Origin of the sequence: Stutzerimonas kunmingensis (assembly GCF_032106285.1) — a bacterium.
GTDB classification, from domain to species: Bacteria; Pseudomonadota; Gammaproteobacteria; order Pseudomonadales; family Pseudomonadaceae; genus Stutzerimonas; species Stutzerimonas kunmingensis_B.
Map to the genome: position 1 here is coordinate 20261 of NZ_DAMCPO010000029.1, position 26846 is coordinate 47106.

Sequence of the window (26846 nt, forward strand, 5' to 3'; positions counted from 1 at the left end):
TGCCGTGACGCTGTGCGCTGGCGAGTCGTCACTCGCCAGCGCCGGCAATATCCCCAGCCCTCAGGGCGATCCACAGCACCGCAACGTCCTCGGTATTGTCCAAGGAGCGGCCGGTGATCTCCTCGATCCGACGCACCCGATACACCAGTGTCTGCTTGTGCACGTTCAGCTGCTGCGCGGTTTTCTGCCAGGAGCGGTTGTGTTCGAGGAACGCCCGCAAGGTGGTGTTGAGCTGGGTGTTCTGCTGCTGGTCGTAATCGAGCAGGGCACCGAGCACGTCCCGTTGCAGGCGCTGCGCTTCATCCAGGCTGTTGGGCAACCAAGGGGCGCGGGTGTACGAGCTGCCGTAGGTCACCACTGGACGTTGGGCACTGGCGTGGGCCAGGGCCAGCCGTGCCTCGCGCAGGGTTTCCACCAGGCGTCCTGGGTGGCCCAGGGCATTGCTCACTCCCAGCGGGCAGCTCAAGGCCTGTTGGACAATAGCTGCCGCGTCGGCACAGGCAAGCAGGAAGATCGACTCGTCGCCCTGACAGCGCAGCAGAAACGCCTGTCCCCAGCGCAGCAGTTGCTGTTGCCAGTCGGCGGGCAGTACGGCGCTGGGGCGGGCCACTGCCACTACCGAAGTTTCCACCGGGCCGAGCATGCGTTGCAGGCGCTCCAGCCCGGCACGCTCGACCAGGCGCTGCTGCAGCAAGTCATCGAGCAGCTCCGAGCCCAGACGTAGTTGGCGTTCCTGTTCGGCCTGCAAGCGTTCGAGTTCGATACCCAGGACGGCGGCCACATGGTGTAGCAACCCGTAGTCGAGCAGCGCACTGCTGGTGGCCAGGATCGAGCAGGACGGCTGCGTCGGCAGGGCCATGACCATGGCCTCCTCTTCGCTGTCGACACGAATGCAGCGCAGCATCGCCGGCTGGGCACCGCGCAGTTCCTGGCGGCGGGTGGCGATGGCGGTTTTCCAGGCATCCGGCAGTGGCACCAGGTCGCCCAGCCATGGTTGCAGGGCGTGGCTGTCGAACAGGTACAGGCTGGCGCGCACGTCTTTTTCCAGGCGCGGCAGCAGGCTGCCGACGCCAATGCCACGCAAGCCCATGCGCGCGCTTTCGTAGACCCGGCTGATGGCGGTCTGACGTTCGAATTCCTGTTGTCGGTCGGCATCGAGGATGGCCCGGGTCACAGCCGAGAAGGGGATGGAATAATGCGTCATCAGGACCGGGAAACCATGCTCGCCAGCTGCTTGGCACAGGGCGCCGAGGTCTGCGGGGGCCTGCATGTTCTCGCCGATCATCAGGCCGGAGACTTTGGCATGGGCCAGGCGTTCCAGATACTCGCGCTGTGCATCGGCTTCGGCTGGGATGCCGATGCCGGTGGTCATCAACAGGTCGCCTTCACCTAGCCATTCGGTGGGGTCTGCCAGCTCGCAGACATGCGCCCAGCGCACGGGTTGGTTGATGCCTTCCTCGCCCTGCAATACACGGGTACGCAACGCACTGTTGTTGATGATGTCGCTGATGGTCAACTTCATGGAAATTTCGGCCTCACGCGGCATCGATATTGTTGTTATAGGGCGAGCGTATCCTAAAGCAAAGGCTGAGGAGCATGAAGGTCCGGCACGCTCATGGCACTGCGCCCCCTGCCTGAACCGGTTATGAGCTAATAGCGATTCACCGTAGAACGAAAGACCCTGTCTTCTATCTTTATGACGATTGGTGATTGGTCACGGCTGATTTTATGTCTTTATGATCTGATGCAACATGACCAGAGACAGGGATCAGCTCGATGACTATTCAAATAAAACCGGTGGCGGGGCGTATTGGTGCGGAACTGTCCGGCGTAAAGTTGGGCGGCAACGTCAGTGAGGAAAACTTCTCCGTCATTCATCAGGCACTGTTGAAATATAAAGTCCTGTTTTTCCGCGACCAGCATCTGGACGACGCCGAACACGAGGCCTTCTCGCAGCGCTTCGGTGAGCAGGTGCCCCATCCGACGCTACGCTCCGAGGCCAACAGCACGGCCATCCTGAACCTCGACGCCAAGGAAACCCGGGCCAATTCCTGGCACACCGACGTGACCTTCGTGGCCAACTATCCGAAGATTTCCATCCTCCGTGGCGTGGTCATTCCACCCTATGGTGGCGATACGGTGTGGGCCAATACCGCTGCAGCTTATGCCGACTTGCCAGCACCGTTGAACCGGTTGGCGGATAATCTGCGCGCCCTGCATACCAATCTTTATGATTATGCCGCGCCCCATGCCTCGGCATTGAAGCGCTATCGCGAGCAGTTCACCGCCGATGTTTACGAAACCGAACATCCGCTGGTTCGTGTTCATCCAGAATCGGGTGAAAGAAGTTTGCTTCTTGGGCACTTCGTCAAACACATACAGGGTGTCAGCCAGAACGACTCCAAACAATTGCTGCGATTGTTCCATGATCGCATTACCCACCTCGACAACACCGTGCGCTGGCGTTGGCAGGCTGGCGATGTAGTGATCTGGGACAACCGCGCCACCCAGCATGTCGCCATCAACGACTATGGCGATGCCCAGCGCATCGTGCGCCGCACCACCATCGACGGCGATGTACCGGTGGGCGTGGACGGCCGCCCGAGCACGGCGCTCAAGCCCAGCCCCGACTCCCGCTCGCCAAAGACCGAAGCCGACAAGAAACACCTCGCAGCCTGACCCCGCCAATCGTACCGACACAAGGATGGCTCACATGAAGCTCAATGGCATTCGCCTGTTCAAGAAAGGCAGCATCGCCGCGACGCTGGCCGCGCTCCTGGCAATTCCCGTGGCCGAGGCCGATGTGCTGCGAATTGGCGTCGCCACGGCTGGCGGTGGCGACCCGGTAACCTTCAGTGGCTCGCCGCTGGGCATCGTGCGCAACCAGCAATTGCTGGAAAAGGCCTTTGCCGGTAGCGGCACCGAAGTGCAGTGGTTCTTCTTCAAGGGGGCGGGGCCGGCGGTCAACGAAGCGCTGTCCAACCAGCAACTGGACTTCGCCTACCAGGGCGACCTGCCGGCGGTGGTCGGGCGCTCCAATGGCCTGGACACCAAGCTGCTGGCGGCAGTGGGCGTGCGTGCCAACCTGTACCTGGCGGTCCCCAAGGGCTCGCCGATCAAGCGCATCGAAGACCTCAAAGGCAAGAAGGTGGCGATCTTCCGGGGCACCAATGGCCATCTGGTGATGATCAACCTGCTGGCCGAGCATGGGCTGACCGAACGCGATATCAAGGCGATCAACCTCGATACCGGTAGCTCCCAGGCGGCGTTGATCTCCAACGGCGTGGATGCCGCGTTCGGTGGCCGCGAGCTGTTCAAGCTGCGCGACAAGGGCCTGATCGACATCGTCTACGACAACCCCGAGCAGAACGTGCGCTACACCCGGCAAACCGCCCTGGTGGTGCGCGCGGCCTACGAAAAGGAACACCCGGACAACGTGCAGAAGGTCGTCGATACCCTGGTGGACGCGGCCAAGTGGACGTCCGAGGACAGCCACCGTGACGCCGTCTTCACCGAGTGGGCCAAGAGCAACGAGCCGGCCGAGTCGCTGCGCGCCGACTTTACCGGTGTGCCACTGCGCGACCGGGCTTCGCCGCTGGTCGATGAGTTCCTGGTCGGTCGTTACCAGGCGGTGGCCGAACAGGCCAAGCAAGAGAAGCTCATCCGCCGCCCGGTGAGCATCGACGGCTGGTTCGACACTCGCTACCTGAACAAGGCGCTGGAGGCCAAGGGCCTGGAGCATTTCTGGACACCCTATGCCCCGGATGGCAAGCAACCGGCACGTGATGCGGTAGCGGCCACCGGCACCGCCAAGCAGGGAGGCTAGACCCATGGCCAGGGCACAGAGCGCTCGCGTCGAGCACTATCCCGCGCCGGCCTTACCGCGCGATAACGTCAAACGCCTGCCTCCGGCAGCGGCTCGCTCGGTGCGCAAGGTCGCGGTGGCCAAGCCGTCGCCCTGGTCGTTCAGGCCCGCTGACAAGGCCTTGCCCTGGCTCTTGCCGCTGCTGTTGCTGGGCCTTTGGTACCTGGGCGTGGAACGCGGATGGCTGTCGGAGCAGGTACTGCCACCGCCTGCGTACGTCTACGAGTCGTTCGCCGACCTGGTCAGCAGTGGCGACCTGTGGTTGAACGCCTCGGCCAGCCTGCAGCGGGTGGTGGTCGGTTTTGCCCTTGGCAGCTTGCTGGGCCTGGCCCTGGGCGTGGCCATGGGCTTGTCACGCACCCTCGAGGATTACCTGCTCCCGACCTTCAACGCGCTGGTGCAGATTCCGGTGCTGGGCTGGCTGCCGTTCGCCTTGCTGTTGTTCGGCATCGGCGAGACGCTCAAGTACGTGCTGATCGCCAAGGCCGCTTTGGTGCCGATCACGCTGTGCACGTTGCAGGCGTTCCGCCAGGCACCGAGGAACCTGCTGGAAGTCGGCCAGGTGTATGGCTTCAGCCGTTGGCAGAGCATCACCGCGATCGTGCTGCCGGCAGCGATCCCGACCCTCTTCACCGGCTTTCGGCTGGGCTTCACCAAGGCCTGGTTGTCACTGGTGGTGGTGGAACTGGTGGCCTCCAGCGAGGGGTTGGGCTACCTGATCGTCTATGGCCGGCAACTGTTCCAGCTGGATCTGGTGATGGCTGCGGTGGTGGTGGTCGGCGCACTGGGACTGCTGTTCGACCGTGCCTTCGACTATGCCGAGAAACGCCTCGACCGGGGCCGGCCACGCCTGGGAGGGCAGGGCGCATGAGTACGACGCTTGTTGCGCAGCAACCTGCGCATCGCCGCTATCGCGGTTGGGTCCTGCCAGTGGCGGCGATCGCCCTCTGGTGGCTGGCATCGCACCAGGGCTGGAGCCAGTCGGGGCTGTTCGTGTCGCCGGAAAAGGTGGTGGCCACGGCCTGGGAGCAGATCGCTTCGGGCAAGTTCTGGCGGGCGATCTCGGCGAGCCTTGCGCGCAACCTCAGCGGCTTCGTCATTGGCACCTCGCTGGGGCTGGTACTGGGTTGCCTGCTGGGTCTGTCGCGCTATTTCGAGCGCCTGGTCGGCCCGAGCTTCAACACCTTCAAGCAGATTTCGCTGTTCGCCTGGATCCCGCTGATATCGGTGTGGTTCGGCCTGGGTGACGTCGCCAAGGTGGTGTTCCTGTCGCTGGCGGCGCTGGTGCCGGTGGTGGTCAATACCTGCGACGGCCTGCGCAACGTGCCGCCGAGCCTGCTCGAGGTCGCGCGGGTGTATGGCTTCAGCCGCTGGCAGACGATCGTCTCGGTGATGTTGCCGGCAGCCTTGCCGTCGATCTTCACCGGCCTGTACCTGGCGCTGGTGTATTCCTGGCTGGCGACCATCGGCGCGGAATACCTGCTGGTATCGGGGGAGGGCATCGGTAACACGCTGATCGATGGCAGCGAGCATTTCATGATGGACCTGGTGCTGTTCGGCATGCTGGTCATCGGCCTGGTGGGCTGGGCGCTGAACGCGCTGGCCCGGACTCTCGAACGACGGATGCAGCGCCTGTACGGCATCACGCCACGCTGATCGGCATTTCACAAGGATCGCAGCATGCACAACAACGGCCTCACCCTGGAGCACATCAGCAAGCGCTTTGCCTCCCGACCGGGCAGCGCCACGCATTTTCAGGTGCTCGACAACGTCCACCTCGACATCGCCCCCGGCGAGTTCATCAGCATCGTCGGTGCCAGCGGCTGCGGCAAGTCCACCTTGCTGCGGCTGATCCTGGGCCTGGACGAGGAATACGACGGGCGCATCCTGCTCGATGGCAAGCCCATCCAGGGCACGGGCCTGGAGCGTGGCATCGTGTTCCAGGACCATCGCCTGTTCCCCTGGCTGAACGTCGAGCAGAACGTCGCCGTGGGCTTGAAGAACTCTGCGCTGAGCGCCGCGCAGAAGCGCGAGACGGTACGCGAGCATATCGAGCTGGTGGGCTTGCAGGACTTCATCGACGCCTACCCGCACCAGATTTCCGGTGGCATGGCGCAGCGCGTGGCGATCGCCCGCGGCCTGGTCAACCGCCCACGGGTGCTGTTGCTGGACGAGCCGCTGGGCGCGCTCGACGCCTTGACCCGCGCGCGTCTGCAGGGCGAACTGCAGCACATCTGGGAGCGGGAAAAGATCACCATGATCCTGGTCACCCACGATGTCGACGAGGCGGTGTTCCTTGGTGACCGGGTGGTGGTCATGCAGCCCAACCCGGGGCGTATCCGGCGCGTGCTGGACATCGACCTGCCACGCCCGCGCAACCGCAGCGACAGCCGCTTCATCGCCTTGCGCGACGATGTGCTCGGCGACTTCGCCGAGCTGCACTGAGGTCCGTCAATTCACATTTTTCAGGGAACGGAAATGTCCGAACGCAAGCTCAGCCTCAACCTGTTCATCTATCCCAACGGGCACCATGAAGCCGCCTGGCGGCACCCGCAGTCGGTGCCGGAAGCGTCCATGGACATCGGCTTCTATCAACAACTGGCATTGCGCGCCGAGCGCGAGAAGCTCGATGCGATCTTCTTCGCCGACTCGCCGTCGCTGGCCGAGAACGACCGCGAAGGCCTGCGCATCCGCTTCGAGCCGATCACCTGGCTGGCCGCCATCGCTGCGGTCACCCAGCGCATCGGCCTGATCGCCACGGCCAGCACCACCTACAGCGAGCCCTACAACCTGGCGCGTTCGTTCAGCGCCCTCGACCACCTGAGCAAGGGCCGCGCCGGCTGGAACATCGTGACCACGTCGCTGGCGGCCGCCGCTGCCAACTTCGGCCTGGACCAGCACCCATCCGCCCATGACCGATACGCCCGCGCCGAGGAGTTCGTGCAGGTGGTGGGCGATCTGTGGGACAGCTGGGAGGACGATGCACTGGTGCTGGACAAGGCCGGCGGCGTGTTCGCCAATGGCGACAAGGTGCACCCGATCAACCATGTGGGCACGCATTACCGGGTCAAGGGCCCGTTGGGGACGGTAGAGAAAACGGACAAAATCGTACGCTAAGCATGCGGCCTGTCAGGTTGAGGCCATAGAGTTTGACGTTTAGGCGTCAGATAATGCAGAAAGCGGCCCTAGTCTGACGCGATGCCAGTGAGCCGACTGACGCCCAGTTGAGGTGTACTTCAACTGGACGCGACAGCGGGTTACGTTGGTTTCAGCGGTAAACTTCTCGACGGTTGCCAAGCTGTACAACCAGTATCCGTAAGGCGCCGTCCTGTATCTCGCAGATTACCCTGAAGTCTCCTACGCGATACCGCCACAGGCCACCCAATGGGCCTGTTAGCGCCTTGCCAGTAGTTCTCGGATCATCCCTGCTGGACACCCGCTCATCCATAAAGTCAAGAATGCGCTTCGCTGACTGCTTGTCGAGCTTCCGCAACTGTGTTTTGGCCGTGTCGGTGTAATCAATCGTCCAGGCCAAGGTCTTTCCTTACGTCCGCAGCAGAGTGAACGACCTCTGTATTTTTACGGACTCGCTCCAGGACTTCAGCCGCGAGGTAGTAATCCTCAAGGTCAGTCAGGCCATGATCGATGATTTCGCGCAGATAATACGCCTTGGTACGCCCGGTGCTTGTCGCCAAAAAGTCTAGGCGCTGCTCGGTTTCGGGTGCCAAGCGAATGGAAGTGGCCATGTTTAAGGCTCCTATGTGATACGTGTATTCACATTATCACAAATCTACGCGAATGGCTTAGCGTACGATTTTTTCCGCATTCTGCTGGCTCCCCTTTCTGGAGTTCATGGCGGCATTTTCGCGCAAGGATTACGAGACGAGGCGAGAGCGTCAGGCGCAGGGCATCCGAAAAGCGAAGGGGGCTGGGTTGTACAAGGGGCGCCGGCCTGACCTGGAATTGCAACGGAAGATATATCAGTGCCTGGATAGCGATATGTCTGTTCGTAAAACAGCCGATCTTTTGGGCTGCTCAACAAGCACCGTGAGTCGGCACAAACGCGAGCGAGACAGGGAGGCCAACGAGAAAGAGGTGAGGGAGGCTGAATTTATGGCCCAAGAGCGAAGAGCACAGCTGGGGCTAGAGCTGCCGGATTCCCCTTCTATTCGACGGACAGAGAGAAAGAGCCTGGCCCTGTCGACCGTTAGTGTTCATCAAGGTGGTGAGCCTCAAAAAAAAGGACCTATTAGATAGGTCCTTTTCGGTGCGTGCTAGAAGCAGATTTCACCGTTTTCATCGATATCCGGTGGTGATGGATCGATGCGCGGGGCTGGCGGAAATGCCTTGATCGTGGATTGGATCGGGATGCCAGTGCAGCCAAGGCTAGCAAGCTTCGCCTCGATGATGTATCTGTCATGCGAGGAGTGCTGAACCCCGTACTCGCCATCACGCGGATCTATAAACCAGAAAACTTCTGTGTGTCCCATAAAAGTCTCCAATAACGTTCTGAGCATTTCATCCGGGCGTGGTGCTCTTCAACCGGCACAGACCACTTTACGGGGTGATGGATCATGCCACCAGCATGGGGTGATCAGTGGCTTCAGTCGAGCCGGGCAGGGCTGGCGGGATCTTAGGCGAGCTGGTGGTCAACGGGGGAACAGCGCTTTTCTGGTCCGCCGTTGACCACCAGCCACCAAGCCGAAGGCGCGGTAGAGCAACGGGTAGAGGCATTATCGCATCCTGTTAACAGATTGCTGATCGATCGCGGATCGAGCTGCAACTGCAGCCCGACGCCGGCGGCGAATTTGTTAGCACCTACTGTTAACAATTTTTGCCCGGGTTGGCTGGAGGTTGAGCGGCTAACAACCCGGAGCGTCAAAAAGTTGTTAGCAATCGTCTTATTTATCTCATTCTGACAGTCAGGTCCGTTGACCTTCAGTGTGCGCACAGCTACTCTCTGGCCCGTATCACCGTATTACTCAAGGTGACGTTATGAACGCCGACTTCAAGTCATACACCTACCGGTGTGATGAAGGGCTCAAGGCTGATTTCGATGTAGCGCTGAGAAAGATGCGTCGAAAGACGGCTTCCGAAGAGATTCGGATGGCCATCGCGCGCTTTGTGCAGGCGGTGAAGGATGGCAACCACGATGCACAGCTGGAGATCCCCTTAGAGGGTAAAGACGAATAGCGGAAACCAAAAAGCCCGGCGCTGAAACCGGGCTTTTTGGAAATCTTGAACAGGCTTCGTTCTTGGCGGGACCGGCCTGTTCACTCGACAAGTGAGCAGATTATGGCTAGGTATGCGCCTGCGCGCAAGAAAAAACCACAGCCTTTGACTGCTCGCCCGTTACCGTTTGGGCGATAACGTGGCAGAGCACTCAAAGCGAAGCGTGACCGCGACCCCACCTACGGCGGCTGAAAGCCCGGCGCTTGCTCGCGTCTTGAGTGAGGCGCCCTACCTGTCGCGGTGCAGCACTGACAAAACGGCTGCTCGCATCCGCCCCCGCGAGTACGCGGTCCGTTACCCATACATGCAGATCAACCGAAGCGATATGGTCTCTTGGTTGATCTTCGACCTCGATCATCCGAACGCGCTCGCTTGGGATGACGAGGGGCTACCGCCGCCAAACCTAATTGTCCGTAACCGAATAAACGGGCATTCCCACCTTTTCTACGCGGTGCATCCAATATGCACGTCAGAGCGCGCGCGCTCTGCGCCGATTCAGTACATGAAGGCAATCTACGTGGCCTATGCCGAGAGACTCGGTGCGGACCTGGAGTATGCGAGCGGGCCGGTGGCCAAGACACCAGGGCACCCTTGGTGGAATACCGAGGATCTGCATGGTCATGTTTACCATCTGGCAGAGCTGGCGAACGAAGTGGAACTCGCGGGCGAGCAGCGGTGGCGCAAGGGGCCGCGGGTGGGGCAGGTGGGCCACTCAAGGCATTGTCTACTGTTCGAGAACCTGCGTTACCACGCTTACCGAATTGTTCAGGATGAAAGGGATCGGGGCGGGTTTGAGAGTTTCACGCGGCGCTTGGAGCTCTACGCAAAAAATCAGAACAACTTCGTGAGCCAGGGGTTCGCGGAGAATCTTCAGCATTCGTCCCTGAAAGCAACAGTCAAGTCGGTTGCGCGATGGACGTGGGATCGCTACCAGGGGGGCAGCGCGTGTCGGCGGGGCGTTATGCGACTGTCGCCTGAGCTGCCGCTTTCCGAGCGTCAGCGGCTTGCAGCGCAGCGAACCCACGGGCAGCGCGCAGTGCAGACCGAAGATAAAGTTCGACGCGCTTGCCAGGCACTCCGTGCGAGCAGATTACCTCTGACATACACGGCAATCGCCGCAGCGGCCCGCCTTACCAGGCAGACCGTTGCCAAATACAAACACATCCTCGATGAGCCCGCTGCAGAGCAGCAAGCCAGGGCGGTAATCGTCCCCATCACGAGCGTTAAACATGCTGTACATCAGGTATCTGGCCCCTGCCCCGGCGTGGGTGAGGGGTCTAAGGGCGGTGAGGGATGCACGAACAAGAGCAAGAGTGATCAGAACGATGGCAAGGGTGTTAACAGATTCGACCGACCTCACGGTGTTCCTTACCGTGCCGCCCGTCGGGCTACGCCACTTTTGTTAGCAGCTGGGAACAAATGGCGTATACTTGGCACACAGGGAGGAGATCCAAATGCCGACGATCATGGTTCGCCACGCCACTGCTGAACAGCTAGAGCGGGTTTGTCTGTTTACGAATGAGAAAACAGCGTCTCAGGCATTGGTGAAGGGGTCCCTGCAAGCCATTGAACTGGCCGCAGCTCTCGATGAACAGCGGCGTTGCTCTGCTGAGAGGATCGAGGCGCTTGAGGCGTCTCTAGCGGAGCAGGCGAGGGTGATCGAGCGGTTGGTTGCAGAGCGGGCCGAGCAGGAGTTGCAGTTGGCGAATTTCACTGAGTTGGCGCGCCAGGTTATCCGCTTGCAGGAAGAGCGGAATTCAGGCGAGTAGAGGTGCTTATGGGGTATGTCGATGAGTCGTTGATTCCGGGCGAATCTGTGCTGTACCGAGGGCGGCTGAGCTGGTGGGCACTTGCTCCGTGGTTGGCTCTATCGCTTCTTGTGGGCGCGCTTGGATTATTTCAGGGTGCGGCGTTGCTTGTCATAGCGCTTGTTCTGATTGCGCCGCCGTTGCTTCGGTACTACTCCACCGAATTGGCTTTCACGAATAAGCGAGTGTTTTCCAAGACGGGCGTTATAGGACGAAGAACGATCGAACTTAGTATCAATAGGGTTGAATCAGTTCAGGTTCATCAAGGAGTGCTGGGCCGGATCTTTAATTTTGGGACGCTGATCGTTTCTGGAGCTGGGAATCCGCAGGCGCCGTTAAGGGGTATTGCAGATCCGATGGGCTTTCGGAGCGCTTTCATAAATGCCCAAGACAACAAAGAGGTGCGGTGATGAAAATGTTCAAGCTGGTGGGGGGTGTCTTGAGTTTGATGGTCGCGGTGAGCGTGCAGGCAGACGAGTTGATCCCGCGAGACGTTAGCAAAGTGCTCGACCAGGCATCCAAGATACTTGGTGGGGGGGCATCGAGATCGAGCCGGAGTACAGCTGTTTACCTGGAGCCGGGAACGGTAGTTGAGGTTCCGGCGATGGGGCGTGCCTCGCTTTATGGTAACGACTGCGCGCGCACCAGGACTGGTTCTGATGGGTGCAGCTACATCAAAGTTGATAACAGTGAGCGGCGCGTCACTGTGGTAGCGGCTGGGAGTGCGAGTGCGCTAGAGGAGCGCTGGAAGTTCAAGCAGATATCCCCGAATCGGATTATGGCGATTCGGCCGGACGGTGGGGTCGTTTATATCGTGCGATGAGGGGTGGGGTGAGGCTCGCCACCCGGCAAGGTGACGAACCTCGGTGCTCTGCGAAGGAGCAGGGCTTTTTCAGTATAAGCCATTCAAGGTGCGGCGGTAAGTGCCATAGGCAGCGTGGGGATTGAGCATGGTTGAGCGAACTGATCTTCAGGATATTCAAGATGGGGTGGTGGGAATCATTCGCGGGCTTAAAGCCGTGTTGATTCAGGTGTTAGTAGTGGGGCCGTTTTTAGCGGCGGCGGCGGTCTTTCTGCTTGTGAGCTTCGCGCTGCCTGGTAGTCGCGGAGTGGGGGAGATCCCGTACCAGGTGATGATCGGGATTGAGAGCGCGGTGCCTGGCGAGCTTGGCGTGAAGCAGTGCCTGGACGAGCCGGCGTCGACATTTCCGCCTGCAGCTGCAGCCCCGTGTGTGTCGACCGCTGTCGAGCAAGTGCCAATCGATGCTCACGCTGATGCTGTAGGGCGATTCATTGGATTGTTGTATCTGCTGGGGATATTGGTTGGCGCTGCACTTTGGGCGGTGTGGAGGGGTTTTGTCTGGTCCCTGAGTTTCATGCTGCCGTGGCATGCTCGCAATCCGCGACATAGTGCCTGACGTGCTGGCCACGCTACCTCGCGCGGCCAGCCGGATTGCTTACTTTTTCGTGGTTGGTTTGGTTGGCAGGCGCTCCAGTAGAGCGGCGTTCTGCTGCTGGAGAGCTTCGAGCTGACCAGTGAGGCGAGCCGCTGTTTCCCGAGCGCTCGCCACTCCCAGTTGTGCCTGATCCCGCTCGGCCTGCATCTTCTCTGCTCTCTTCGATTCACGTTCCGCGCTTTTAGCCAGCTCAAGGCTTTCGGCACGCGCTATCTGTAGATCGCTCTTGTACTGCAGAAGCTGGAGCTGCGCTTGCTCCAGTTGCTGCGTCAGACTCTCCTGGATCGCTTCAGCTTTGCCTTTGAAGGTGGCAAGGGCGGATCGAGCCCCCTCAATTTGTTCGGCTGCAACTTTGTTCAGCTGTTCGACTTCGCTCACATGGCTCGCACGAGCTTCGGTGAGCTCTTGCCGGACTGACCGGGTTTCCTCGTGGGCTCGCATTGCTTCGCTCTTCAGGTCATCAGCGCGGATCTCGATTTCGCGGATGCGCGCTTCGGCCTGGTCTGCTCGGCTTTGCTGCTGGGCAAGCCGGTCAGCTAGATCGGTTGAGCGTAGCTCGGCGCCTTCGCGCGCCTGTACGGCGGCAGCCAGGGCTGTTTGTGTTTCCTCAAGCTCGCGGGCTTGAGCTTCAAATAGTTGAGCAAGCTCTTGCCGCATTGATTCCATTTCATCACGTTCAACCGACCAGGACGCCTGGGCGCTGCGAAGGCTAGCGTTCGCTAGGTCTTGGGCTGTTGACCACACAACGGCAAGTTGCTCAATCCCCGCTTGTTGCACCGGCTCTGGGACCGCCACTGCAACTGGCTCGGGTTTGGCGGTCTGCTGACGCTTCCATTCGCGCATTACCGCACTGGTTGCGTTCATGTCCGTCTTGGCTAGGCGCCGCACGTCGGCCACCGCAGGAAACCGGGCGCCGCCTGACTCTTCAAAGAGCTGATTTGCGGCCTCGATGATGCGGGTACGAATGTCGGCAGGAATCAACGAGGCGGTGGATAGAGGTTCCATACAGGCTCCGAATGGGCATTATGATAATAAGAAGAATAATATTATTATAATTATTATGCTACCGTTATTACTGAGTATTGGGCGTTGTTGCTGAGGCTCGGCGTGGGTGCCCTACTCCACGGCTTTGAGGTTCAAAAACCGACAGGCGGTAAAATTATAGTAAAAAAATGATTTACCAAGAATTGACGCCGGGGCAGGTATGCGAGACAATAACCACGTCGAAGCAATACCGCCTCGGCACCCTGGAACACGCGGCGGCAACCGCTCCAGGGAAACTGCGAAGGAGATCGGATCATGGCTAGCTCAGAGTTTGTGGTGATTGGTGAGGGCACATTCCAAGCCTTGCTCCGCAGGTTTGAAAACGTTTCTGTAACGCCTGACCCGGAGGCGCGTCACGGCGATTGCACGTCTGATGTTCATGGGGTTTACCAAGGACGGCGCATCTATCTGGGAATGATCGAATCCCACGTTTTTTCGTCCGATATCTACCACATGCGCAGTGTGGTCCTGCAGGAACTGGCAGGTCAGATCCCGGCGTCCTCGATGTAACCACTCCGGCCGGGCGCAAGCCTGGCCGGATCTTTCGCTCTGGAGTTCACGGCGGCAACCGTGCCAGGGCTCTGCGAAGGGTTTGTGCAATGACCTCTCTTGCGTTTGCGGCCAGGGCCGCTCAGTCGCTACCCATTCTGACGCCCGAGCAGGCTGATGCCCTGCGGGGTGCGCTGCTCGGGCGGCCTATATCTGTGTGCTTTGGTGCCGGCGTCGACTCCACCGCGATGCTTGTTGCTTTGCGAGCAGCCGACATTCGTCCCGATGTGATCAGCTTTGCCGACACGGGAGCTGAAAAGCCTGAAACGCACGCACACGTCGCGGCCATGAATAAGGTGCTGGAGGGGTGGGGTTGGCCTGCGGTGGATGTGTGCAAGAAGACAACGCTGCAGTCGACCGGCTACTCGGACCTATATGGCAACTGCATTTCTAATGAGACGTTGCCGTCACTCGCTTTCGGGATGAAGTCCTGCAGCATCAAATGGAAGCAAGACCCTCAAGACAAGCTCCTGAAGGGAGCCAAATCAGGTCCAGACAAGCGCCCTCCTCACCCGCTATGGCTGGCTTCTAAGGCGTCGGGCCAGCGAATCGTAAAGCTCATCGGCTATGACTGCGGTAAGGCAGACTTGCGGCGAAGCAAGAACCTCAAGGACACCGATGGAGAGTTTGATTTCTGCTATCCGTTGCAGGTTGTGGGGTGGGCTCGGCGTGAATGTGTTCAAGCCATAACCAGAATGCTTGGTGCGGATCTCGTCCCGATCAAATCGGCCTGTTTCTTCTGTCCAGCCTCGAAGCACTGGGAGCTGTATTGGCTGGCGGCTTATCACCCAGACCTCATGGAGCGGGCGTTGTTGCTTGAGCGCAACGCTTTGACGGGAAAGCACAGTCGATTTGACGCTGTTGAGTTTGGGGCGAGCTGGGAGGAGTTGGTTCGAAGTCCTGGTGGATTTCCCAACACAAAAACCAGTGTTGGCCTAGGGCGAGGATTCGCTTGGAATCAATGGGCCTTTGCTAATCGCGTTGTTGACGAAAGTTTTCGGGTATTTCGGGATGCGGCCAGCAAGCGGCGGTTCGTTCAAGCATCTGAAGCAATGAGGGGGAGCGATAACGCACTTGATGTGCGTAGCAACAGAATCCCGGCGAAAACCATTGAGGCCGAGCAGCTAAAGCTCGCCTTTTAAATATGTAACCACGACCTGGAACACGCGGCGGCAACCGCTCCAGGGAAACTGCGAAGGAGATCCATCATGTTGATTCGAGACTTGACCCCCACAAAGGCAGAGCGATCCAGTGTAGCGCTGCGCGTTGCGGCGGAGCGGGCAGAGCAGGAGCGCAAGTGGCTTTCGGCAGCGGAGCTTTATGAGGCGGCTGGAGAGGTGTGGCCGGTTGGCGCAAGAGCGCTCAGCGGGGGCGATATCTCGAAGATGCTGCGCAAGGCTGAGCAGTGCCGCCAAATGTTCGACTTGGCGGGGTGGGAGCAAGGAGAAGGCGATCTTGAATGCTAACAAAACTGACGCTGCCGGCGAGCTGCAGCAGCAGCTCGATCCGCGAACGATCGGTAATCTGTTAGCGATTGAGTGGCTGGAAGCAAGCCATTGGGGCGTCCAGTGCCGCCTCCCCGGCTCGGCGGGGCTTGCCCCGTCGAACGGAGAGCCGGGCAGCGCGAACACTTGACGCAGTACGCATTCGCAACCCTACGCGAGGGGCAGTGGGCTGCTCTCCCCCACTGGCCGCTCGCCACAGGGGCGAACCCCTGCCGCCGGAGGCATACAAATATATTAAGCAAATTAATGCTTATAAAATAATTCAAGGCTGCAACGTTGTTACGCGGGTGGACGTTGAGTGCATTCTTGTAAGTAGTGCGAGGATGGCTTGAGGTCTGAAAGTGTTTAAGCTAGTTTAATAAAACACACATAGAGGGTTGATATATGGCAAAACCATTTGTTGTTTCAGTCGTAAACGAGTTGCCGGAGCGCGAAGGCGAAGAGAAGCGTAACTATTGGACGCGGGTTGGGGTCGCCTTCCCGCATCGGCAAGGGGGTGGCTTCAATGTTGAGATAACCCCAGGTCTGTCGGTTTCGGGGAAGCTAGTAATCATGCCTCCAAAGGAAGATGAGCCACAGCAGTAGATTAGTCGAGCTATTGCCCTCTTCGGAGGGCGTAGTTAGTCAGGTCATATGTTTTATTAAGCATCTTTGATGTTAAGGGTGCTTACTAAAGCAATAGTTAAAACTCTTCTCTACCCCTCCCCACCCCTCCCCTGCTCTCTCCGTGCCTAACTAGACAAAATTTCGTCGATCATCTATTATACAGGGGCCAGATTCGGACTCTATGACTGGTTGAAAAGTCCATAACGTTAAACTAAGGGTGCTACTATGCATATCCAGTTAAAGCAACATGATTTTGACGAAAGATTAATCGACGGTTTATCGGTCGGTTTGTTTGCTTCTGCTACTGATATCGCTGAACCGATATCTTGGGAAGACGTCATTCAATTTAGACAAACCAATTGTTTGCGTTTGATGACTTACGTAGATATTGGTGGTCCGCTTGGTGTTGAACGAGTTTCGTTCCTCACTGGGCCTACTGATACTCTCTATATAATTCGCCTGCACGTTAACCGGCAATTATCTAGAATCTATGCGTATACTTACGGGACTAAGCCGTTCCTTTTCAAGGATGCGGCGAAGTTAGTTGAGTATCATCGTAACGTTTACACGCTTAACTTGGTGTAAACACGGGAGAGATAGCTTAGGCTATCTCTCTTTTTTTTGCGTATTGTTCATAGATTGGAGTGGGGGTGCGTTGCTTTAGATAGAATAACTCAAGGAACGCCCTTTTCATCTTGCGTTTACCTGATTCCCACCGATACCAGGTCTTATCTTTCATATAGATGACTTGCCCCGCTAAATCTGGCTCCTCGATGCCATACTTCAGGCGAGCTGACTTTATCTCCGCTGGGGTGGGCTCGGTATTTACTTCAACTAGATAGGTGGCTATCACGTCCTTCGGGGCGCTGCATTTGAACCGCAAGAGTTCCATGAAAGCTGTGTGCATGCGAGAGCCCTCTTGTTCCCATCGTTGATAGGTTCTGAAGGGCGTCTTAAGAAGGTTTGCCGCCATCTGTTGGTTGATACCGACCTGGTTACGCAACGCAACCAGGTCGCGGGAATAATCCCTCATTTTTGCGCAGCCAGGAGAGGGGTGCCCTCTTTGTCGGGCAGCGCCACGTCGCATGATCCGTCCATAAACCCACTGCAGCTCCAGAATGAGCCTTTGGCACTTTTGGTATGCATCAGTCCATTTCCGCACTTGGGACAAGGGTGAATGGGTTTGACGTGACTCTTAAAATCGTCAATCTCTCGACTCAGGTCGCTGTAAACTTCGCTTAGTACGGCCTTGTATTTGGAGGTGCCCGACTGAATGCCGTCTAGCTTTGATTCCAGTTCATTTGTGTAATCGACATTCATAAATGAGAATCGGCCTTCAAGTGCTTTGTATACCTTCAGGCCGCGCTCAGTCGGCTCCAGGAACTGTGTCTTCCCTTTGTTTCGGACGTAGCCGCGCTCCTTGGTAATGGTCTCCATGATTCCAGCATAGGACGACGGTCGGCCGACGCCCAGTCTCTCAAGCTGCTTAATCAAAGATGCTTCAGTGAAGCGCTTTTGTGCTTTCGTCTTTTGTGTCTTAACGCGGGCCTGCTTGGCTGTGATGGCGGAACCAGCTGCCATCATGGGTAGTGCAGCGTTGGGTGCGCCGCCCTCCTCCGCCTCCTCAGTATCGTCGCGCTGCATGAGTTGCTTATAGCCAGGCTTGGTTAGTTCCTGGTATGTGGCGCAAAACACATAAGGTTGCTCTGTGTTCTTGCTTTCAAGCGTAATCTTGTGGTTTTTAAATTCCGCGTCCGCGAGTTGACAAGCTACTGTTCGAAGCCAAATGAGACGATACAGGTCTTTTTCTTTGTCCGTCTCGCCGGCTTCTAGTCGAGACAGATCCGTAGGCATGATCGCTTTGTGAGCTTCCTGTGCGCCTTCTGGCGCTTTCCAGGATCGAGGCTCAGGCGGAAGAGCTAGTCCATGGTCCGTCGCGTATAGACGAACTGCCTGGATCATTTCATCTGTCAGGTTCGGATTGTCCGTTCTCATATAGGTGATAAGCCCCTGCTGATAGAGGCTCTGCGCTGTTTCCATGCAGATCTTCGGGCGCATCTTTAATGCGTTGCTGGCGGCTTGCTGCAGGGTTGATGTTATGAACGGTGAGAACGGTGCCGAGGTTGAGTGGGTTGTCTCATAATCGAGCACAGTGAAGTTTTTGGCTTTAGCCACCAGCTCGGCCAGGTGCTTGTCTGTGAAATGTTTCTCACCACTTTGCCACTGCGCAGACCAGCCGCCGTCGAATTCAGCCTCTACTGTGTAATACGACAATGCCTGGTGTTGCTCAATTTTGTGTTCCAGCTCAACAACAATCTTCAGAGCTACCGACTGAACGCGGCCGGCTGACAGGTCCCAGCTTCCCAGGGCGCGCTGTAAGGTGGGGCTCACCTGGTAGCCAACCAGGCGGTCAGTAATTCGGCGGGCCTCCTGTGACGCCACACGATGAACATCGATCTTCCGCCACTCAGAGATAGCTTTGGTGATCGACGATTTTGTAACCTCACCAAATGCAATCCGACGCGGCTCTTTAAGCCCTAAAATCTGCTGCAAATGCCAGGCAATTGCCTCTCCCTCCCGATCATCGTCCGATCCAAGGTAAACGTGCTCACAGCGCGACGCAACGCGAGAAAGGCGCTCGCATATCTCTTTGCCGTTGCCTGTGAAAACATATTCAGGTCGGAAATCTGGGGGGCTAACGCCGATAGATTTATCTGGTAAATCTCGAACATGCCCAACGCTTGCGTGGACTTCCCACTCTGGACCGAGGTAGCCGGCTATCGTCTTGGCTTTTTTGGGCGACTCAACAATGAGAAGGTTTGTCATTCAGTCTCCTTAATATTGCTGATGGCCTTGCGTTGGAGGTGGTAACCCTTGATCGCCTCCTCAAGGCGGGTCATGGTTTGCCACATTGGTTTGGCCAGCTTCTTTTCACGGCGCTTGTAGGTTGAGAAGTCAATAGCGCCGAGACTGTGAATGCGTTTCAGGGTGCTGGTGATCATGTCTACCAGGACGAACGAGCGGACAAAGAGATTTACAAGCGGCCAAGCTCCGCGCTGTTCGACAGTGATCTCATAGGTTTGCGTTGGCGCTTCGGCCAGCTCGATGCTGGCATAGAGCGGGTCTTGCTGTAGATCCTGTAGATCCTTTTCAACCTCTTTGAGATTGTCGCGGAGAACCTTCTCGTTCTGCATGATCTCGTCACGCAGGAACGGAACAATTCTTTCTGCAAGTAGCCGGGCTACCTGGTGTTCCGGCTTCTTGTTTGAACTGAAGGATTCGACAGAGAACAGGCCAAGGGCTACTCGCTTGCCGCAGATGCGCTGCGACCCCGAGTCCCACATAGCGAGTAGGTATTTGTCGCGCACTAGAATCTTGGTTTTTGCTTCGGCTTGGGTTCTTTTATCCATTGCGGTTCCAGCTCGCTCTGATCTTTAGTTGAGTCAGGTAGTTGCTAACGAGGGCCGGGAGACGATCATTCAAAAACGAGGCGGCGGTTCTGTAAGCAAGAGATTCCTGACTCTCCCATGTGGGTCGGACGGGCAGGCCGATAGGCTTGCCCGTCTCGACTGAGTCGATAATCTCCCTTGCAAAGGCGATGGCTTCTGGAGAGTCAGAAGCGAGCGCCCACTGAAGGCCGCGCAGGAATACATCTGTTGGATCTGTTTCACCGTCGAGGCCCATAGCTTTGGCCTGATAGGCGTTGTAATCGCGCGCTCCCTGGTGGGGGTCGCTGCAGGGGTTGCCAGGGCAAAACGATGTTTCCCACGGCAGCCTGTACATGACTTTCCCTGCCAGGTCGAACGGCTCGTAATCTGACGCGGAAGCGACGCGGTAAAGGGGCATAGGTACTCCTACGCGAGACTTGTGATCGAGGCGAGGATTTTTGCCTCAAGCGCGGGGTGGGGGAGGTTGGCGGCATCCTCGACGCCCAGAAGGTCCGCGAGCGCCACAGCTGCAGCTAAATCAATGCCTCGAAGGGTTATTTTCTCACTAGGTTCCGAATCGGAACCTTTGCTGCTCGGGGGGCTCGGTTGGCCGGTAGCGCTCTCTGGCTCACCGCTGGTGTTGTTCGGCGCTTCCTTTGCTTTTTTCCGATTAGTAATCGCTTTCAGTGCTTGCTGGAAGCTGTCGCCCTTAGCCATGAGTTTTTCAAGCTTTTTCAACTCCGATGGGTCTAGATCGCGCAACTCATAGATAAGATTGACGTCTTTAAATGACCCGTCCTTGGCGAACTTCTGTGCCTCGGGGGAGAGCTTGAGTACCGCCAAGTGCTTGCTTACAGCCTTAGCGCCCCGTAGGCCGTGAATAGCTGCAATATCCTCGTTCGATAGGCCAAACTCTTCCTTGTCTCGCTGAATAGCGCGAGCTGTCTGGTAGAGGGTCAAGTCCTTGCGTGCGCCGTTTGAAGTAGCATGATCCATGCGCAGCTCAAGCGGATCGCCGGCCCGCACCAGGCATGGCAGGTACTGCAGCTCTTCTTCGACGCCCTCGGAGGCCCGCCAGCGGCACTCGCCATCGATAAGCGGGACTTTGCCTTCTTCATTTGGCTGACCGACCAGCAGGGGGAGGCGAATGCCGAAGAACTGCCCGCTGGGTAGCTTCTTCGTCATCAGCTTTCTGATACCTTCTATATGTGCGCGGGTCGCGGGGTCGTCCCAGTCATCACGATTTTGGTTCGGGTCTGGCAGTATCAGAGATCGGTGAATCCGCTGGATCTGGTCGCCCGGCTTTATCTGAATGCCAGCGTCTTCAGCGGCATTTAGAAGGTCAGAAATCGAATCGCTCATGCTTTAGTCTCCAGCAGGTTTTCACAAAAGGTGCTTACTTCGCGGATTGCATCCAGGCTTGATTGGTCGCGGCCGGCTATCCATTGGCCTGACGTAACGGCTCTTTGAATTGCGTTGCGATTACAAATCACGCCCAGCACCACGTCGGTGTACTTGGATGTAATGTCGGTGTAGATCTTGCGGTGATTAAGGGCTTCTGGGAGCCGGGCGCCTAGTACTGGGACCAGCTTGGCGACTCGGTTTATTAACAAGCCTTTCCAGGCGAGTTTTGGATTCATGCGGCGCTTTATGGGCTTCAGAACTCGCGTCAATTCGTCAATCGCGCTGATAGAGTTTGTGTCAAGGTCAATTGGGCTATATATGTAGTCCGAGCAAATTAACGCCGATAGAACGGAGTTGCCTACACCAGCCGGTGTGTCAATTAGGATGTAGTCATATGTACTAATGTCAGGTATGCGTTGATGTAAGTTATCCTCCAGCAAACTTATTAGCTCGATGCTATTCTTGCTGTTAATCTCGTGAATCTTGCTGTCGCCTTGTATTAGATGAATATTGGGGCGAACAACGCTTACTTTAAGCATGTCTTTGCCGTCTGGGTCTACATATAGATCGGTGACATTACTTAGTTCAGGGTGCCTAACTTTGTCGCCCTGAAAGTTGTTGGTAAGAGTTGCTATATTATCAAGGTCTAGCAGAAGCACTTTCTGATTACGAACTTCTGAAATATATAGGGCTAATGCGCTTAGGCTGGTGGACTTGCCCACTCCACCCTTTGGGCTCATAACCGAATATATCTTGGGAAACGTGACGGTGCTTGTTGGTGTTGTCATTTAGATACCCTCAATATCGTTAAGCTGTGACAGATCCGGCTTTGATGGCTGGGTGGGGGTGGTGGCTTTTGTTTTTGGTTTTGCTTTGGATTTCGTTGCAGTAAGTTGCGCTCCGGCCGCTTCAATGGCAGCAATCTGAGCCTCGCTTAATTTTGGAGTGTCGCTGTTTAGTGAGCTTTCTTGGTCATCAGAATCGGCAGGGTACAGAGACGCGTCAAAGTCTGTCTCTTCAGATTCTGGTGCGGCGGAGCTTGTTTCAGTGTAGGCAGGCGGGGGGGCTGAGGGACTGTTCGATAATGAATCCTGGTCATCGGCGTCAGCGAAAGGATCTTCGCCTTGAAGTTCAACATCAGGCTCTTGGCTCTGAGGCACCATAGCTACGGCGGGGGCTTCCGGAGTCGTTGGGGGCGGTGATTCTGGGGCGGGGTTGTCGGCGGGTCGGCTCGACAATCCTTTCATTTCCTTCACGGGAACCCAGCAGGTATAGAGCAATGTGGCCATTATGCCAGGGCGTATAAGTACACCAACACGAGGGGGCATGGCGAAGAGCTGGTTGGTATGAATCAGGTTCTCGGCTTGCTGGCCTACTGTGCGCTCACCATCCCATTCCTCGGCGCCTCCTGCGTTGCGAGTTACTTTCTCCATTTTTGTGATGGTTTTTTGCGTTTCGCCCGTCAAATCTGAAAGCCATTCTGCAGTTTCATTGTCGTTTGGGCGATATCCCAGAGTGTTCTGGGTATTGGTTTCAATGCCGTTCTTAATCGACTTCGCGTTTAGCGTCTTGTCGGTCAGGTTGAGCGGGTCTTCTACAGACTGATAAGCAAGAGTCAATATTAGTTTCTTGGATAGAACAGTCGCTAGTGAGTCTGCGAGGGTTTCGGTCATCGAGAATCGAGCTTCGTCAATAACGCCCAGCACATAGTTAGGCATCCGAATATTCCGAACTACCTGGATCATTTCATCAAGCAGACAGGTTTCGGCTTTGCGTACTACGGTGTCCTGTATGTCGGATCTAATGTAGATCACTCGGGACGACATGAAGGCTTCTTCAACTTTAAAGCCATCCCCTTTTGGCTCCAGGGTGCCGAGGCCAATCAGTTCGTTAAGGGGCGACTTGATATTTCCGCCGAACATAAGAATAAGCTGGCGCTGCCTGTCGGTCAGGGAAGACGGGGGGGATTCCACAAGATCTTTTAGGTGAGAAAGGGTGCCCGTTGTCCAATACGGCATTAGTAGATCTAGGGCTTCGCGCGCGTTCTGTTTGTAATGATCGGCGTTAGTTCCTGTGTCTCGCATACCCAGAGCCTTAACAACCCGCTCGCGGCGCTCCCGTGCGGAGCCGTACTTAAATGGGTGATATCCACCAGGCAGTTTGCCGGTCAGATCTAAAACAAGCAGATCACCGCGCCCGTTGAGTGCAACGGACTCACGCATAATATCGGGAATAAAGTCGTCCGGTTTTTTATCAACAAAGAACGCCCCCCAGCCTTTGCTTATTGCCTGGTCAAGCAGAACGCCAAGCATGACGCCTTTACCAGTCTGTGATGGGCCGATTGATTTCGTGTGCGTTTTAGTGAACTCATCTTCCGGGGTATATACGGGTGAGCCCGACTGGTCTAAGCCCCAAAATATCTTCCCGCTTGCATAGTAGTCGCGGGGGTTGAAAGTTCTAGCTTTGATGCGATTAAACTCGACTCGAATGTCTGAAGCGGCATCACCAGATTGAAGAACTCCCCAGCGCCTCCACTGGGAAGATATAAGCGGCTTTACCCAGCGCCATATAGCGAACTTAATGAAGAGTGGCAGGAATACGAGGGGGAGGGCGCGCCAGGACACGTCTACAACCGACCCCCATAGAAGCGATACCCATTCATGGATATAGCGACCTGCAAATTCTTTTCCGTAGAGCCTCCATGCAAGGGCATAAAGAGAAAAGCCGAAGATAGGAAGCCAAGAAACCAAGAGAATAATTAAGGCCCGCTTGACCCAAATTAGGGTCATTTCTAGCGCGGTCGATTCGTCGTCGTGAGTGATCGCGCCACTTACCATCAGCACCAAGAGGACGCCGAAGAGCAGCGAAACAATCGTTACGCCGAACGTCTCGGTATTGTCTAAAACGAACTTTAAGAACTCCATTCCGGGCGCGCCTCGCTGTTAAAACATGCGGAGACCTTACGCCATTTGTTCCTGTGGTGCAATTGCTTTAGGGCTGGAAAATTGCACATTTTCAGCAAAGCCGATGAACGGGTTCCGAATCGGAACCCAAGAGGCATACAGCGGGCGCCCTGGTGCGCCTGGCTTGGGTTCCGAATCGGAACCCGCCGCAACCCCTGCCAAGGTTCCGAATCGGAACCTTTGCCTGGCAGGGGATACGAGCCCAAGAAGCCAAGGTTCCGATTCGGAACCTTACGGCGCCGCCTGTCGCCGCTCTATGCTCTTCCTATGCATCAGTATAGGATTGCTGATAGGATGTAAGCATAGAGAAAGCATAGAGCGAAGAGCCAATGCAAAGAGCTGAAAGCCGCCCTTGCGTGGCAAGGTCGTGGCAGCCCAGGGGGCTGCCATACTTCGCCGGAGGAGCGCTCCGGCTGCGTTTAGGGCTCTGTCGAGTATACTCGACGCCGCCCTCTTCGGCAGGAACGCCCCTGGACGGGGCAACCCTTGCCGAATTCACCCGCGCGCCCGTCCGTCTACGACGGACCCCCCACCTTCGGCGCGGCGGAACACTCCCTAAAGCCGTGAACGCTTCGCGTCCCCAGCTTTACGGTCGTAGCACGTTCCTTGCCCTACGGGGCGATTCCTGCGTTCCTCGGAACCGCCCCTTCGGGTTGGTAGGGCCTCCTGGACGTCGGCAGCCTACCAACGCCTCACGCGGGGGGTCCGGCGCTGCCGGACGGGCGCGCGGCGCCTGCAAGATAGATGCTTCGCACTCCCTCTTCGGCCTGGACGGCCTACGCGGGAGCAGACCGGCCTGGGGGCCTATCCCTACGCTAGGTCGCTTCGGGATTCTGTCTATCTGCTTTTATGCAGCGGCCTTCGCGCGTTGCGCTTCGGTCGCTCCTTTGCAGGACCAGCTTTTGGCTGTTCCTGGTGGAGCGGCTTTTGGCCGTTCCACAGAAGCGGGAGCGGTGCCCGCTCCAGGAACGAGCTTTCAGCCGTTCCCAAAGCAAAGCGCAGGACCAGCTTTTGGCTGTTCCTGGTGGAGCGGCTTTTGGCCGTTCCACAGAAGCGGGAGCGGTGCCCGCTCCAGGAACGAGCTTTCAGCCGTTCCCAAAGCAAACGCGATTAATTGGTGGCGTAGGAGGTGGTGGTGGGTGAGCGTTTGAGCGATGGTTGGACGGGCGCGCGTGGACGTAGCCGGAACCAGGAAAAGGTCAAAGAGATAATCAAATGGTTGGCCATGTTTGATTACTCAGATAGGAACACTCTAGCGCGAATGTTCGGAGCTGTTGCGCGAGGGCAAGGGGCTTTCTTTAAGTCTCTTGAAGACAGTCGGTTGGTGATCACGACGAAAGCGCCGGGGCTAGGAATCACTGTTTATGGTCTTAGTGAATCAGGGTTCAATCTGGCGAAGCTGTATCTGCCGCACAAGTCACTGACTTGGCGGCGAACCCCTTCTTGGAATTTGCTTGTTCATACGCTAACGGTGCAGAAGGTGCTTCTGGATCGGCGGGATGCGGTCGAGTCTTTCTCGCCTGAGCGTGATCTGGATCTGAAGGCGGCACGGGCCAATCACTTGCCAGATGCGCTCCTTCACTATGCGGGTGGGCGGCGTGTCGCGCTGGAGGTCGAGCTAAGCCGTAAATCGACCCCGCGGCTGTACAACATCCTGCTGTCGCATCTGAAGAACATACAGCGGGAGATTTACCATGAAGTGCTTTATGTCTTCCCAAATGAAGAGCTTATGAATCTCTACAGGCAGAAATACGACGAGCCAGTATGGCCGATCTATACGAAAAACGAGCGGGGGCGCTTGGAGCTAAAGGGGTTGGATGGGTTTTCAGCCTTGAACGTCCATGACTCGGGCTATTTCAAGTTTTGCGTTGAGGAGGTCATTCGCTTATGAGCACAATCGAAACGCCAATTGGAAATGTTGCAGCGTCATCAATCGATGACTGGGAAAGCGTGCTTCACTACATGCAACCCATCATGGATCTGTACACCCAGGAGGGTGTCACCGATATTCTGATTCATGCCTACAACGACATTAAGGTTGTTAAGGGTAGTCAGCTGATTCGGGTCAGCAATGCATTCGCATCCGAGATTGATCTTGTCACCTTCATAGGCCAGGTGGCGAACGCGCTTGGTCAGAATGTGGGTGACGATCACCCGATCCTCGAAGCGCGCTTTCCAGATACCTCGCGGCTGCAGTGCACGCTTAGCAAGGTTTCTCCTAGGGGCGCTACTGTCACAATCCGTCTGCCGCCCAAGGAGGTGCTTTCTTTCGGGAAGCTGATTGAGTACGGGGCGCTTACTGTCGATATGGTCGATTTCATCCGTGAGCACATCGAACAGGAAGACAATTTCTTGGTGAGTGGCAATACGGGGTCGGGCAAAACGTCTTTTCTGCGTGCCTGTGCCGAGTTCGTGAACCCCGACGCCGTGCTTATCACGGCCGAGGACACGCAGGAGCTTTATCTGCGCCAGATGCTCCCTAACTCGGTTGCATTAGAGTCTCCTCGGCGGCGCGTGAAGGATGGCGTGAAGGCAATTGAGTTGGTCGATCTGATTCATGCGATGCTTCGAATGAACCCCGACTACTGTTGGGTTGGAGAGATACGAGAGGCCAAGGCTGCGTCTGCATGGGTTCAGATTGGCAACACTGGGCATACGCTGACAGCTTCGACGCTGCATTCCAATGGGCCTCACGACACTGTAAAGCGCTTGCAGTATCTGCTATCAAGTTCGGGCATGCTTAGTTATGACCTGGCGGGATTTCAGGTGCTCGGTAATACCAAGATGTTTATTCATGCTGCCCGAAATCTTCGCAAGTATGGCCGTAAGATTACAGATATATGTTTGTCTAACGGTGCAGAGCTTGAGCCGGTGTTTGTCTATAACGAATCTCTTGGCCGGCACGAGTATGTAGGTCGGAAGTTTTTTTAATTTGTATGCCTCCGGCGGCAGGGGTTCGCCCCTGTGGCGAGCGGCCAGTGGGGG

General features: G+C 57.0%; 31 protein-coding genes. 19 read left to right on the top strand and 12 right to left on the bottom strand.

Features of this window, described 5'->3' with window-relative positions; translation table 11 throughout:
• Positions 1-28: 28 nt before the first annotated feature.
• Positions 29-1522, bottom strand: a complete 1494-nt coding sequence (locus RT582_RS18835) for a PucR family transcriptional regulator (RefSeq protein ID WP_102886357.1) — start codon at positions 1520-1522, stop codon at positions 29-31.
• A gap of 254 nt (positions 1523-1776) precedes the next feature.
• Between RT582_RS18835 and RT582_RS18840 the strand changes: the two genes are divergently transcribed.
• From RT582_RS18840 to RT582_RS18865, 6 genes are read left to right on the top strand one after another with little or no spacing between them, the layout of a single operon-like run.
• A complete protein-coding gene (locus tag RT582_RS18840; protein WP_102886307.1) occupies positions 1777-2679 on the top strand; it encodes a TauD/TfdA dioxygenase family protein in 903 nt (300 codons plus the stop codon).
• 34 nt (positions 2680-2713) lie between these two features.
• Positions 2714-3826 carry an ABC transporter substrate-binding protein gene (locus RT582_RS18845; RefSeq protein WP_102886306.1) on the top strand — a complete coding sequence of 371 codons (1113 nt, stop codon included), beginning with the start codon at positions 2714-2716 and terminating at the stop codon, positions 3824-3826.
• 4 nt (positions 3827-3830) lie between these two features.
• The gene (locus RT582_RS18850; RefSeq protein WP_102886305.1) at positions 3831-4736 is read left to right on the top strand and encodes an ABC transporter permease; all 906 of its coding nucleotides are present in this window, start codon (positions 3831-3833) and stop codon (positions 4734-4736) included.
• On the top strand, positions 4733-5521 hold the full coding sequence (locus tag RT582_RS18855) for an ABC transporter permease (RefSeq protein ID WP_102886304.1): 789 nt from the start codon (positions 4733-4735) through the stop codon (positions 5519-5521). Before RT582_RS18850 ends, RT582_RS18855 begins: the two co-directional genes overlap by 4 nt.
• A 24-nt stretch (positions 5522-5545) precedes the next feature.
• Positions 5546-6310, top strand: a complete 765-nt coding sequence (locus tag RT582_RS18860) for an ABC transporter ATP-binding protein (protein WP_102886303.1) — start codon at positions 5546-5548, stop codon at positions 6308-6310.
• 33 nt (positions 6311-6343) lie between these two features.
• Positions 6344-6982: an NtaA/DmoA family FMN-dependent monooxygenase gene (locus tag RT582_RS18865; protein ID WP_313479241.1), complete on the top strand. Its 639-nt coding sequence runs from the start codon at positions 6344-6346 to the stop codon at positions 6980-6982.
• Positions 6983-7133: 151 nt separating this feature from the next.
• Here RT582_RS18865 and RT582_RS18870 read toward each other — a convergent pair whose 3' ends face one another.
• The 3 genes from RT582_RS18870 to RT582_RS18885 form a co-directional block, all read right to left on the bottom strand.
• Positions 7134-7400 carry a type II toxin-antitoxin system RelE family toxin gene (locus tag RT582_RS18870; RefSeq protein WP_005730593.1) on the bottom strand — a complete coding sequence of 89 codons (267 nt, stop codon included), beginning with the start codon at positions 7398-7400 and terminating at the stop codon, positions 7134-7136.
• Positions 7384-7611, bottom strand: a complete 228-nt coding sequence (relB, locus tag RT582_RS18875) for a type II toxin-antitoxin system RelB family antitoxin (protein ID WP_005730594.1) — start codon at positions 7609-7611, stop codon at positions 7384-7386. Before relB ends, RT582_RS18870 begins: the two co-directional genes overlap by 17 nt.
• 528 nt (positions 7612-8139) lie before the next feature.
• Entirely contained in the window at positions 8140-8355 is a 216-nt protein-coding gene (locus tag RT582_RS18885) for a hypothetical protein (RefSeq protein ID WP_313479249.1), read from the bottom strand.
• 505 nt (positions 8356-8860) lie between these two features.
• On the opposite strand from RT582_RS18885, the gene RT582_RS18890 reads away from it, so the two are divergent.
• The 6 genes from RT582_RS18890 (at position 8861) to RT582_RS18915 (ending at position 12323) form a co-directional block, all read left to right on the top strand.
• Complete coding sequence (locus RT582_RS18890) at positions 8861-9058, top strand: hypothetical protein (RefSeq protein WP_313479252.1); 198 nt, start codon at positions 8861-8863, stop codon at positions 9056-9058.
• A 202-nt stretch (positions 9059-9260) separates the two neighbouring features.
• Positions 9261-10586: a replication initiation protein gene (locus RT582_RS18895; RefSeq protein ID WP_376785701.1), complete on the top strand. Its 1326-nt coding sequence runs from the start codon at positions 9261-9263 to the stop codon at positions 10584-10586.
• Positions 10552-10866, top strand: coding sequence for a hypothetical protein (locus tag RT582_RS18900; RefSeq protein WP_313479258.1), 315 nt, complete (start codon positions 10552-10554; stop codon positions 10864-10866). The genes RT582_RS18895 and RT582_RS18900 overlap by 35 nt, the downstream gene beginning before the upstream one ends.
• An 8-nt stretch (positions 10867-10874) precedes the next feature.
• Positions 10875-11315, top strand: a complete 441-nt coding sequence (locus tag RT582_RS18905) for a PH domain-containing protein (RefSeq protein WP_313479261.1) — start codon at positions 10875-10877, stop codon at positions 11313-11315.
• On the top strand, positions 11315-11728 hold the full coding sequence (locus RT582_RS18910; protein WP_313479264.1) for a hypothetical protein: 414 nt from the start codon (positions 11315-11317) through the stop codon (positions 11726-11728). Before RT582_RS18905 ends, RT582_RS18910 begins: the two co-directional genes overlap by 1 nt.
• Positions 11729-11855: 127 nt before the next feature.
• A complete protein-coding gene (locus tag RT582_RS18915; protein WP_313479267.1) occupies positions 11856-12323 on the top strand; it encodes a hypothetical protein in 468 nt (155 codons plus the stop codon).
• Between the two features lie 39 nt (positions 12324-12362).
• Here RT582_RS18915 and RT582_RS18920 read toward each other — a convergent pair whose 3' ends face one another.
• Positions 12363-13367, bottom strand: a complete 1005-nt coding sequence (locus RT582_RS18920) for a DNA-binding protein (protein WP_313479268.1) — start codon at positions 13365-13367, stop codon at positions 12363-12365.
• Positions 13368-13661: 294 nt separating this feature from the next.
• Here RT582_RS18920 and RT582_RS18925 point away from each other — a divergent pair, with 294 nt between their 5' ends.
• The 5 genes from RT582_RS18925 (at position 13662) to RT582_RS18945 (ending at position 16651) form a co-directional block, all read left to right on the top strand.
• Positions 13662-13916 (top strand): hypothetical protein, encoded by a 255-nt coding sequence (locus RT582_RS18925; RefSeq protein WP_313479271.1) that lies wholly within the window; start codon positions 13662-13664, stop codon positions 13914-13916.
• Between the two features lie 89 nt (positions 13917-14005).
• Complete coding sequence (locus RT582_RS18930; protein WP_313479274.1) at positions 14006-15097, top strand: hypothetical protein; 1092 nt, start codon at positions 14006-14008, stop codon at positions 15095-15097.
• A 66-nt stretch (positions 15098-15163) separates the two neighbouring features.
• Entirely contained in the window at positions 15164-15421 is a 258-nt protein-coding gene (locus RT582_RS18935; protein ID WP_313479276.1) for a hypothetical protein, read from the top strand.
• A complete protein-coding gene (locus RT582_RS18940; RefSeq protein WP_313479279.1) occupies positions 15411-15590 on the top strand; it encodes a hypothetical protein in 180 nt (59 codons plus the stop codon). The genes RT582_RS18935 and RT582_RS18940 overlap by 11 nt, the downstream gene beginning before the upstream one ends.
• A gap of 701 nt (positions 15591-16291) precedes the next feature.
• A complete protein-coding gene (locus RT582_RS18945) occupies positions 16292-16651 on the top strand; it encodes a hypothetical protein (RefSeq protein ID WP_313479280.1) in 360 nt (119 codons plus the stop codon).
• 16 nt (positions 16652-16667) lie between these two features.
• Here the strand turns inward: RT582_RS18945 and RT582_RS18950 are convergent, their stop codons facing one another.
• From RT582_RS18950 to RT582_RS18980, 7 genes are read right to left on the bottom strand one after another with little or no spacing between them, the layout of a single operon-like run.
• Complete coding sequence (locus RT582_RS18950; protein ID WP_313479283.1) at positions 16668-17099, bottom strand: hypothetical protein; 432 nt, start codon at positions 17097-17099, stop codon at positions 16668-16670.
• On the bottom strand, positions 17096-18892 hold the full coding sequence (gene topA, locus RT582_RS18955; protein WP_313479287.1) for a type I DNA topoisomerase: 1797 nt from the start codon (positions 18890-18892) through the stop codon (positions 17096-17098). The genes RT582_RS18950 and topA overlap by 4 nt, the downstream gene beginning before the upstream one ends.
• Positions 18889-19476 (bottom strand): hypothetical protein, encoded by a 588-nt coding sequence (locus tag RT582_RS18960; RefSeq protein WP_313479290.1) that lies wholly within the window; start codon positions 19474-19476, stop codon positions 18889-18891. The genes topA and RT582_RS18960 overlap by 4 nt, the downstream gene beginning before the upstream one ends.
• Positions 19469-19912 (bottom strand): hypothetical protein, encoded by a 444-nt coding sequence (locus tag RT582_RS18965; protein WP_313479291.1) that lies wholly within the window; start codon positions 19910-19912, stop codon positions 19469-19471. The genes RT582_RS18960 and RT582_RS18965 overlap by 8 nt, the downstream gene beginning before the upstream one ends.
• A gap of 8 nt (positions 19913-19920) precedes the next feature.
• Positions 19921-20856: a ParB/RepB/Spo0J family partition protein gene (locus RT582_RS18970; RefSeq protein WP_313479293.1), complete on the bottom strand. Its 936-nt coding sequence runs from the start codon at positions 20854-20856 to the stop codon at positions 19921-19923.
• Positions 20853-21686, bottom strand: a complete 834-nt coding sequence (locus RT582_RS18975; RefSeq protein WP_313479296.1) for a ParA family protein — start codon at positions 21684-21686, stop codon at positions 20853-20855. The genes RT582_RS18970 and RT582_RS18975 overlap by 4 nt, the downstream gene beginning before the upstream one ends.
• Positions 21687-23822, bottom strand: coding sequence for a TraM recognition domain-containing protein (locus RT582_RS18980; RefSeq protein WP_313479299.1), 2136 nt, complete (start codon positions 23820-23822; stop codon positions 21687-21689).
• A gap of 1174 nt (positions 23823-24996) precedes the next feature.
• On the opposite strand from RT582_RS18980, the gene RT582_RS18985 reads away from it, so the two are divergent.
• Together RT582_RS18985 and RT582_RS18990 are read left to right on the top strand one after the other, a co-directional pair.
• Complete coding sequence (locus RT582_RS18985; RefSeq protein WP_313479301.1) at positions 24997-25752, top strand: hypothetical protein; 756 nt, start codon at positions 24997-24999, stop codon at positions 25750-25752.
• The gene (locus RT582_RS18990) at positions 25749-26792 is read left to right on the top strand and encodes an ATPase, T2SS/T4P/T4SS family (protein ID WP_313479303.1); all 1044 of its coding nucleotides are present in this window, start codon (positions 25749-25751) and stop codon (positions 26790-26792) included. The genes RT582_RS18985 and RT582_RS18990 overlap by 4 nt, the downstream gene beginning before the upstream one ends.
• The last annotated feature ends 54 nt before the right edge of the window (positions 26793-26846 follow it).

What these genes read in the sequence shown, in the direction of transcription:
- RT582_RS18860 (WP_102886303.1), top strand. Translation starts at nt 5,546, where the DNA reads ATGCACAACAACGGCCTCACCCTGGAGCACATCAGCAAGCGCTTTGCC.
- topA (WP_313479287.1), bottom strand. Translation starts at nt 18,892, where the DNA reads ATGACAAACCTTCTCATTGTTGAGTCGCCCAAAAAAGCCAAGACGATA.
- RT582_RS18970 (WP_313479293.1), bottom strand. Translation starts at nt 20,856, where the DNA reads ATGAGCGATTCGATTTCTGACCTTCTAAATGCCGCTGAAGACGCTGGC.
- RT582_RS18890 (WP_313479252.1), top strand. Translation starts at nt 8,861, where the DNA reads ATGAACGCCGACTTCAAGTCATACACCTACCGGTGTGATGAAGGGCTC.
- RT582_RS18925 (WP_313479271.1), top strand. Translation starts at nt 13,662, where the DNA reads ATGGCTAGCTCAGAGTTTGTGGTGATTGGTGAGGGCACATTCCAAGCC.
- RT582_RS18850 (WP_102886305.1), top strand. Translation starts at nt 3,831, where the DNA reads ATGGCCAGGGCACAGAGCGCTCGCGTCGAGCACTATCCCGCGCCGGCC.
- RT582_RS18975 (WP_313479296.1), bottom strand. Translation starts at nt 21,686, where the DNA reads ATGACAACACCAACAAGCACCGTCACGTTTCCCAAGATATATTCGGTT.
- RT582_RS18845 (WP_102886306.1), top strand. Translation starts at nt 2,714, where the DNA reads ATGAAGCTCAATGGCATTCGCCTGTTCAAGAAAGGCAGCATCGCCGCG.
- RT582_RS18885 (WP_313479249.1), bottom strand. Translation starts at nt 8,355, where the DNA reads ATGGGACACACAGAAGTTTTCTGGTTTATAGATCCGCGTGATGGCGAG.
- RT582_RS18920 (WP_313479268.1), bottom strand. Translation starts at nt 13,367, where the DNA reads ATGGAACCTCTATCCACCGCCTCGTTGATTCCTGCCGACATTCGTACC.
- RT582_RS18835 (WP_102886357.1), bottom strand. Translation starts at nt 1,522, where the DNA reads ATGAAGTTGACCATCAGCGACATCATCAACAACAGTGCGTTGCGTACC.
- RT582_RS18990 (WP_313479303.1), top strand. Translation starts at nt 25,749, where the DNA reads ATGAGCACAATCGAAACGCCAATTGGAAATGTTGCAGCGTCATCAATC.
- RT582_RS18935 (WP_313479276.1), top strand. Translation starts at nt 15,164, where the DNA reads ATGTTGATTCGAGACTTGACCCCCACAAAGGCAGAGCGATCCAGTGTA.
- RT582_RS18965 (WP_313479291.1), bottom strand. Translation starts at nt 19,912, where the DNA reads ATGCCCCTTTACCGCGTCGCTTCCGCGTCAGATTACGAGCCGTTCGAC.
- RT582_RS18945 (WP_313479280.1), top strand. Translation starts at nt 16,292, where the DNA reads ATGCATATCCAGTTAAAGCAACATGATTTTGACGAAAGATTAATCGAC.
- RT582_RS18855 (WP_102886304.1), top strand. Translation starts at nt 4,733, where the DNA reads ATGAGTACGACGCTTGTTGCGCAGCAACCTGCGCATCGCCGCTATCGC.
- RT582_RS18950 (WP_313479283.1), bottom strand. Translation starts at nt 17,099, where the DNA reads ATGAGGGATTATTCCCGCGACCTGGTTGCGTTGCGTAACCAGGTCGGT.
- RT582_RS18960 (WP_313479290.1), bottom strand. Translation starts at nt 19,476, where the DNA reads ATGGATAAAAGAACCCAAGCCGAAGCAAAAACCAAGATTCTAGTGCGC.
- RT582_RS18930 (WP_313479274.1), top strand. Translation starts at nt 14,006, where the DNA reads ATGACCTCTCTTGCGTTTGCGGCCAGGGCCGCTCAGTCGCTACCCATT.
- RT582_RS18865 (WP_313479241.1), top strand. Translation starts at nt 6,344, where the DNA reads ATGTCCGAACGCAAGCTCAGCCTCAACCTGTTCATCTATCCCAACGGG.
- RT582_RS18910 (WP_313479264.1), top strand. Translation starts at nt 11,315, where the DNA reads ATGAAAATGTTCAAGCTGGTGGGGGGTGTCTTGAGTTTGATGGTCGCG.
- RT582_RS18905 (WP_313479261.1), top strand. Translation starts at nt 10,875, where the DNA reads ATGGGGTATGTCGATGAGTCGTTGATTCCGGGCGAATCTGTGCTGTAC.
- RT582_RS18915 (WP_313479267.1), top strand. Translation starts at nt 11,856, where the DNA reads ATGGTTGAGCGAACTGATCTTCAGGATATTCAAGATGGGGTGGTGGGA.
- RT582_RS18980 (WP_313479299.1), bottom strand. Translation starts at nt 23,822, where the DNA reads ATGGAGTTCTTAAAGTTCGTTTTAGACAATACCGAGACGTTCGGCGTA.
- RT582_RS18840 (WP_102886307.1), top strand. Translation starts at nt 1,777, where the DNA reads ATGACTATTCAAATAAAACCGGTGGCGGGGCGTATTGGTGCGGAACTG.
- relB (WP_005730594.1), bottom strand. Translation starts at nt 7,611, where the DNA reads ATGGCCACTTCCATTCGCTTGGCACCCGAAACCGAGCAGCGCCTAGAC.
- RT582_RS18900 (WP_313479258.1), top strand. Translation starts at nt 10,552, where the DNA reads ATGCCGACGATCATGGTTCGCCACGCCACTGCTGAACAGCTAGAGCGG.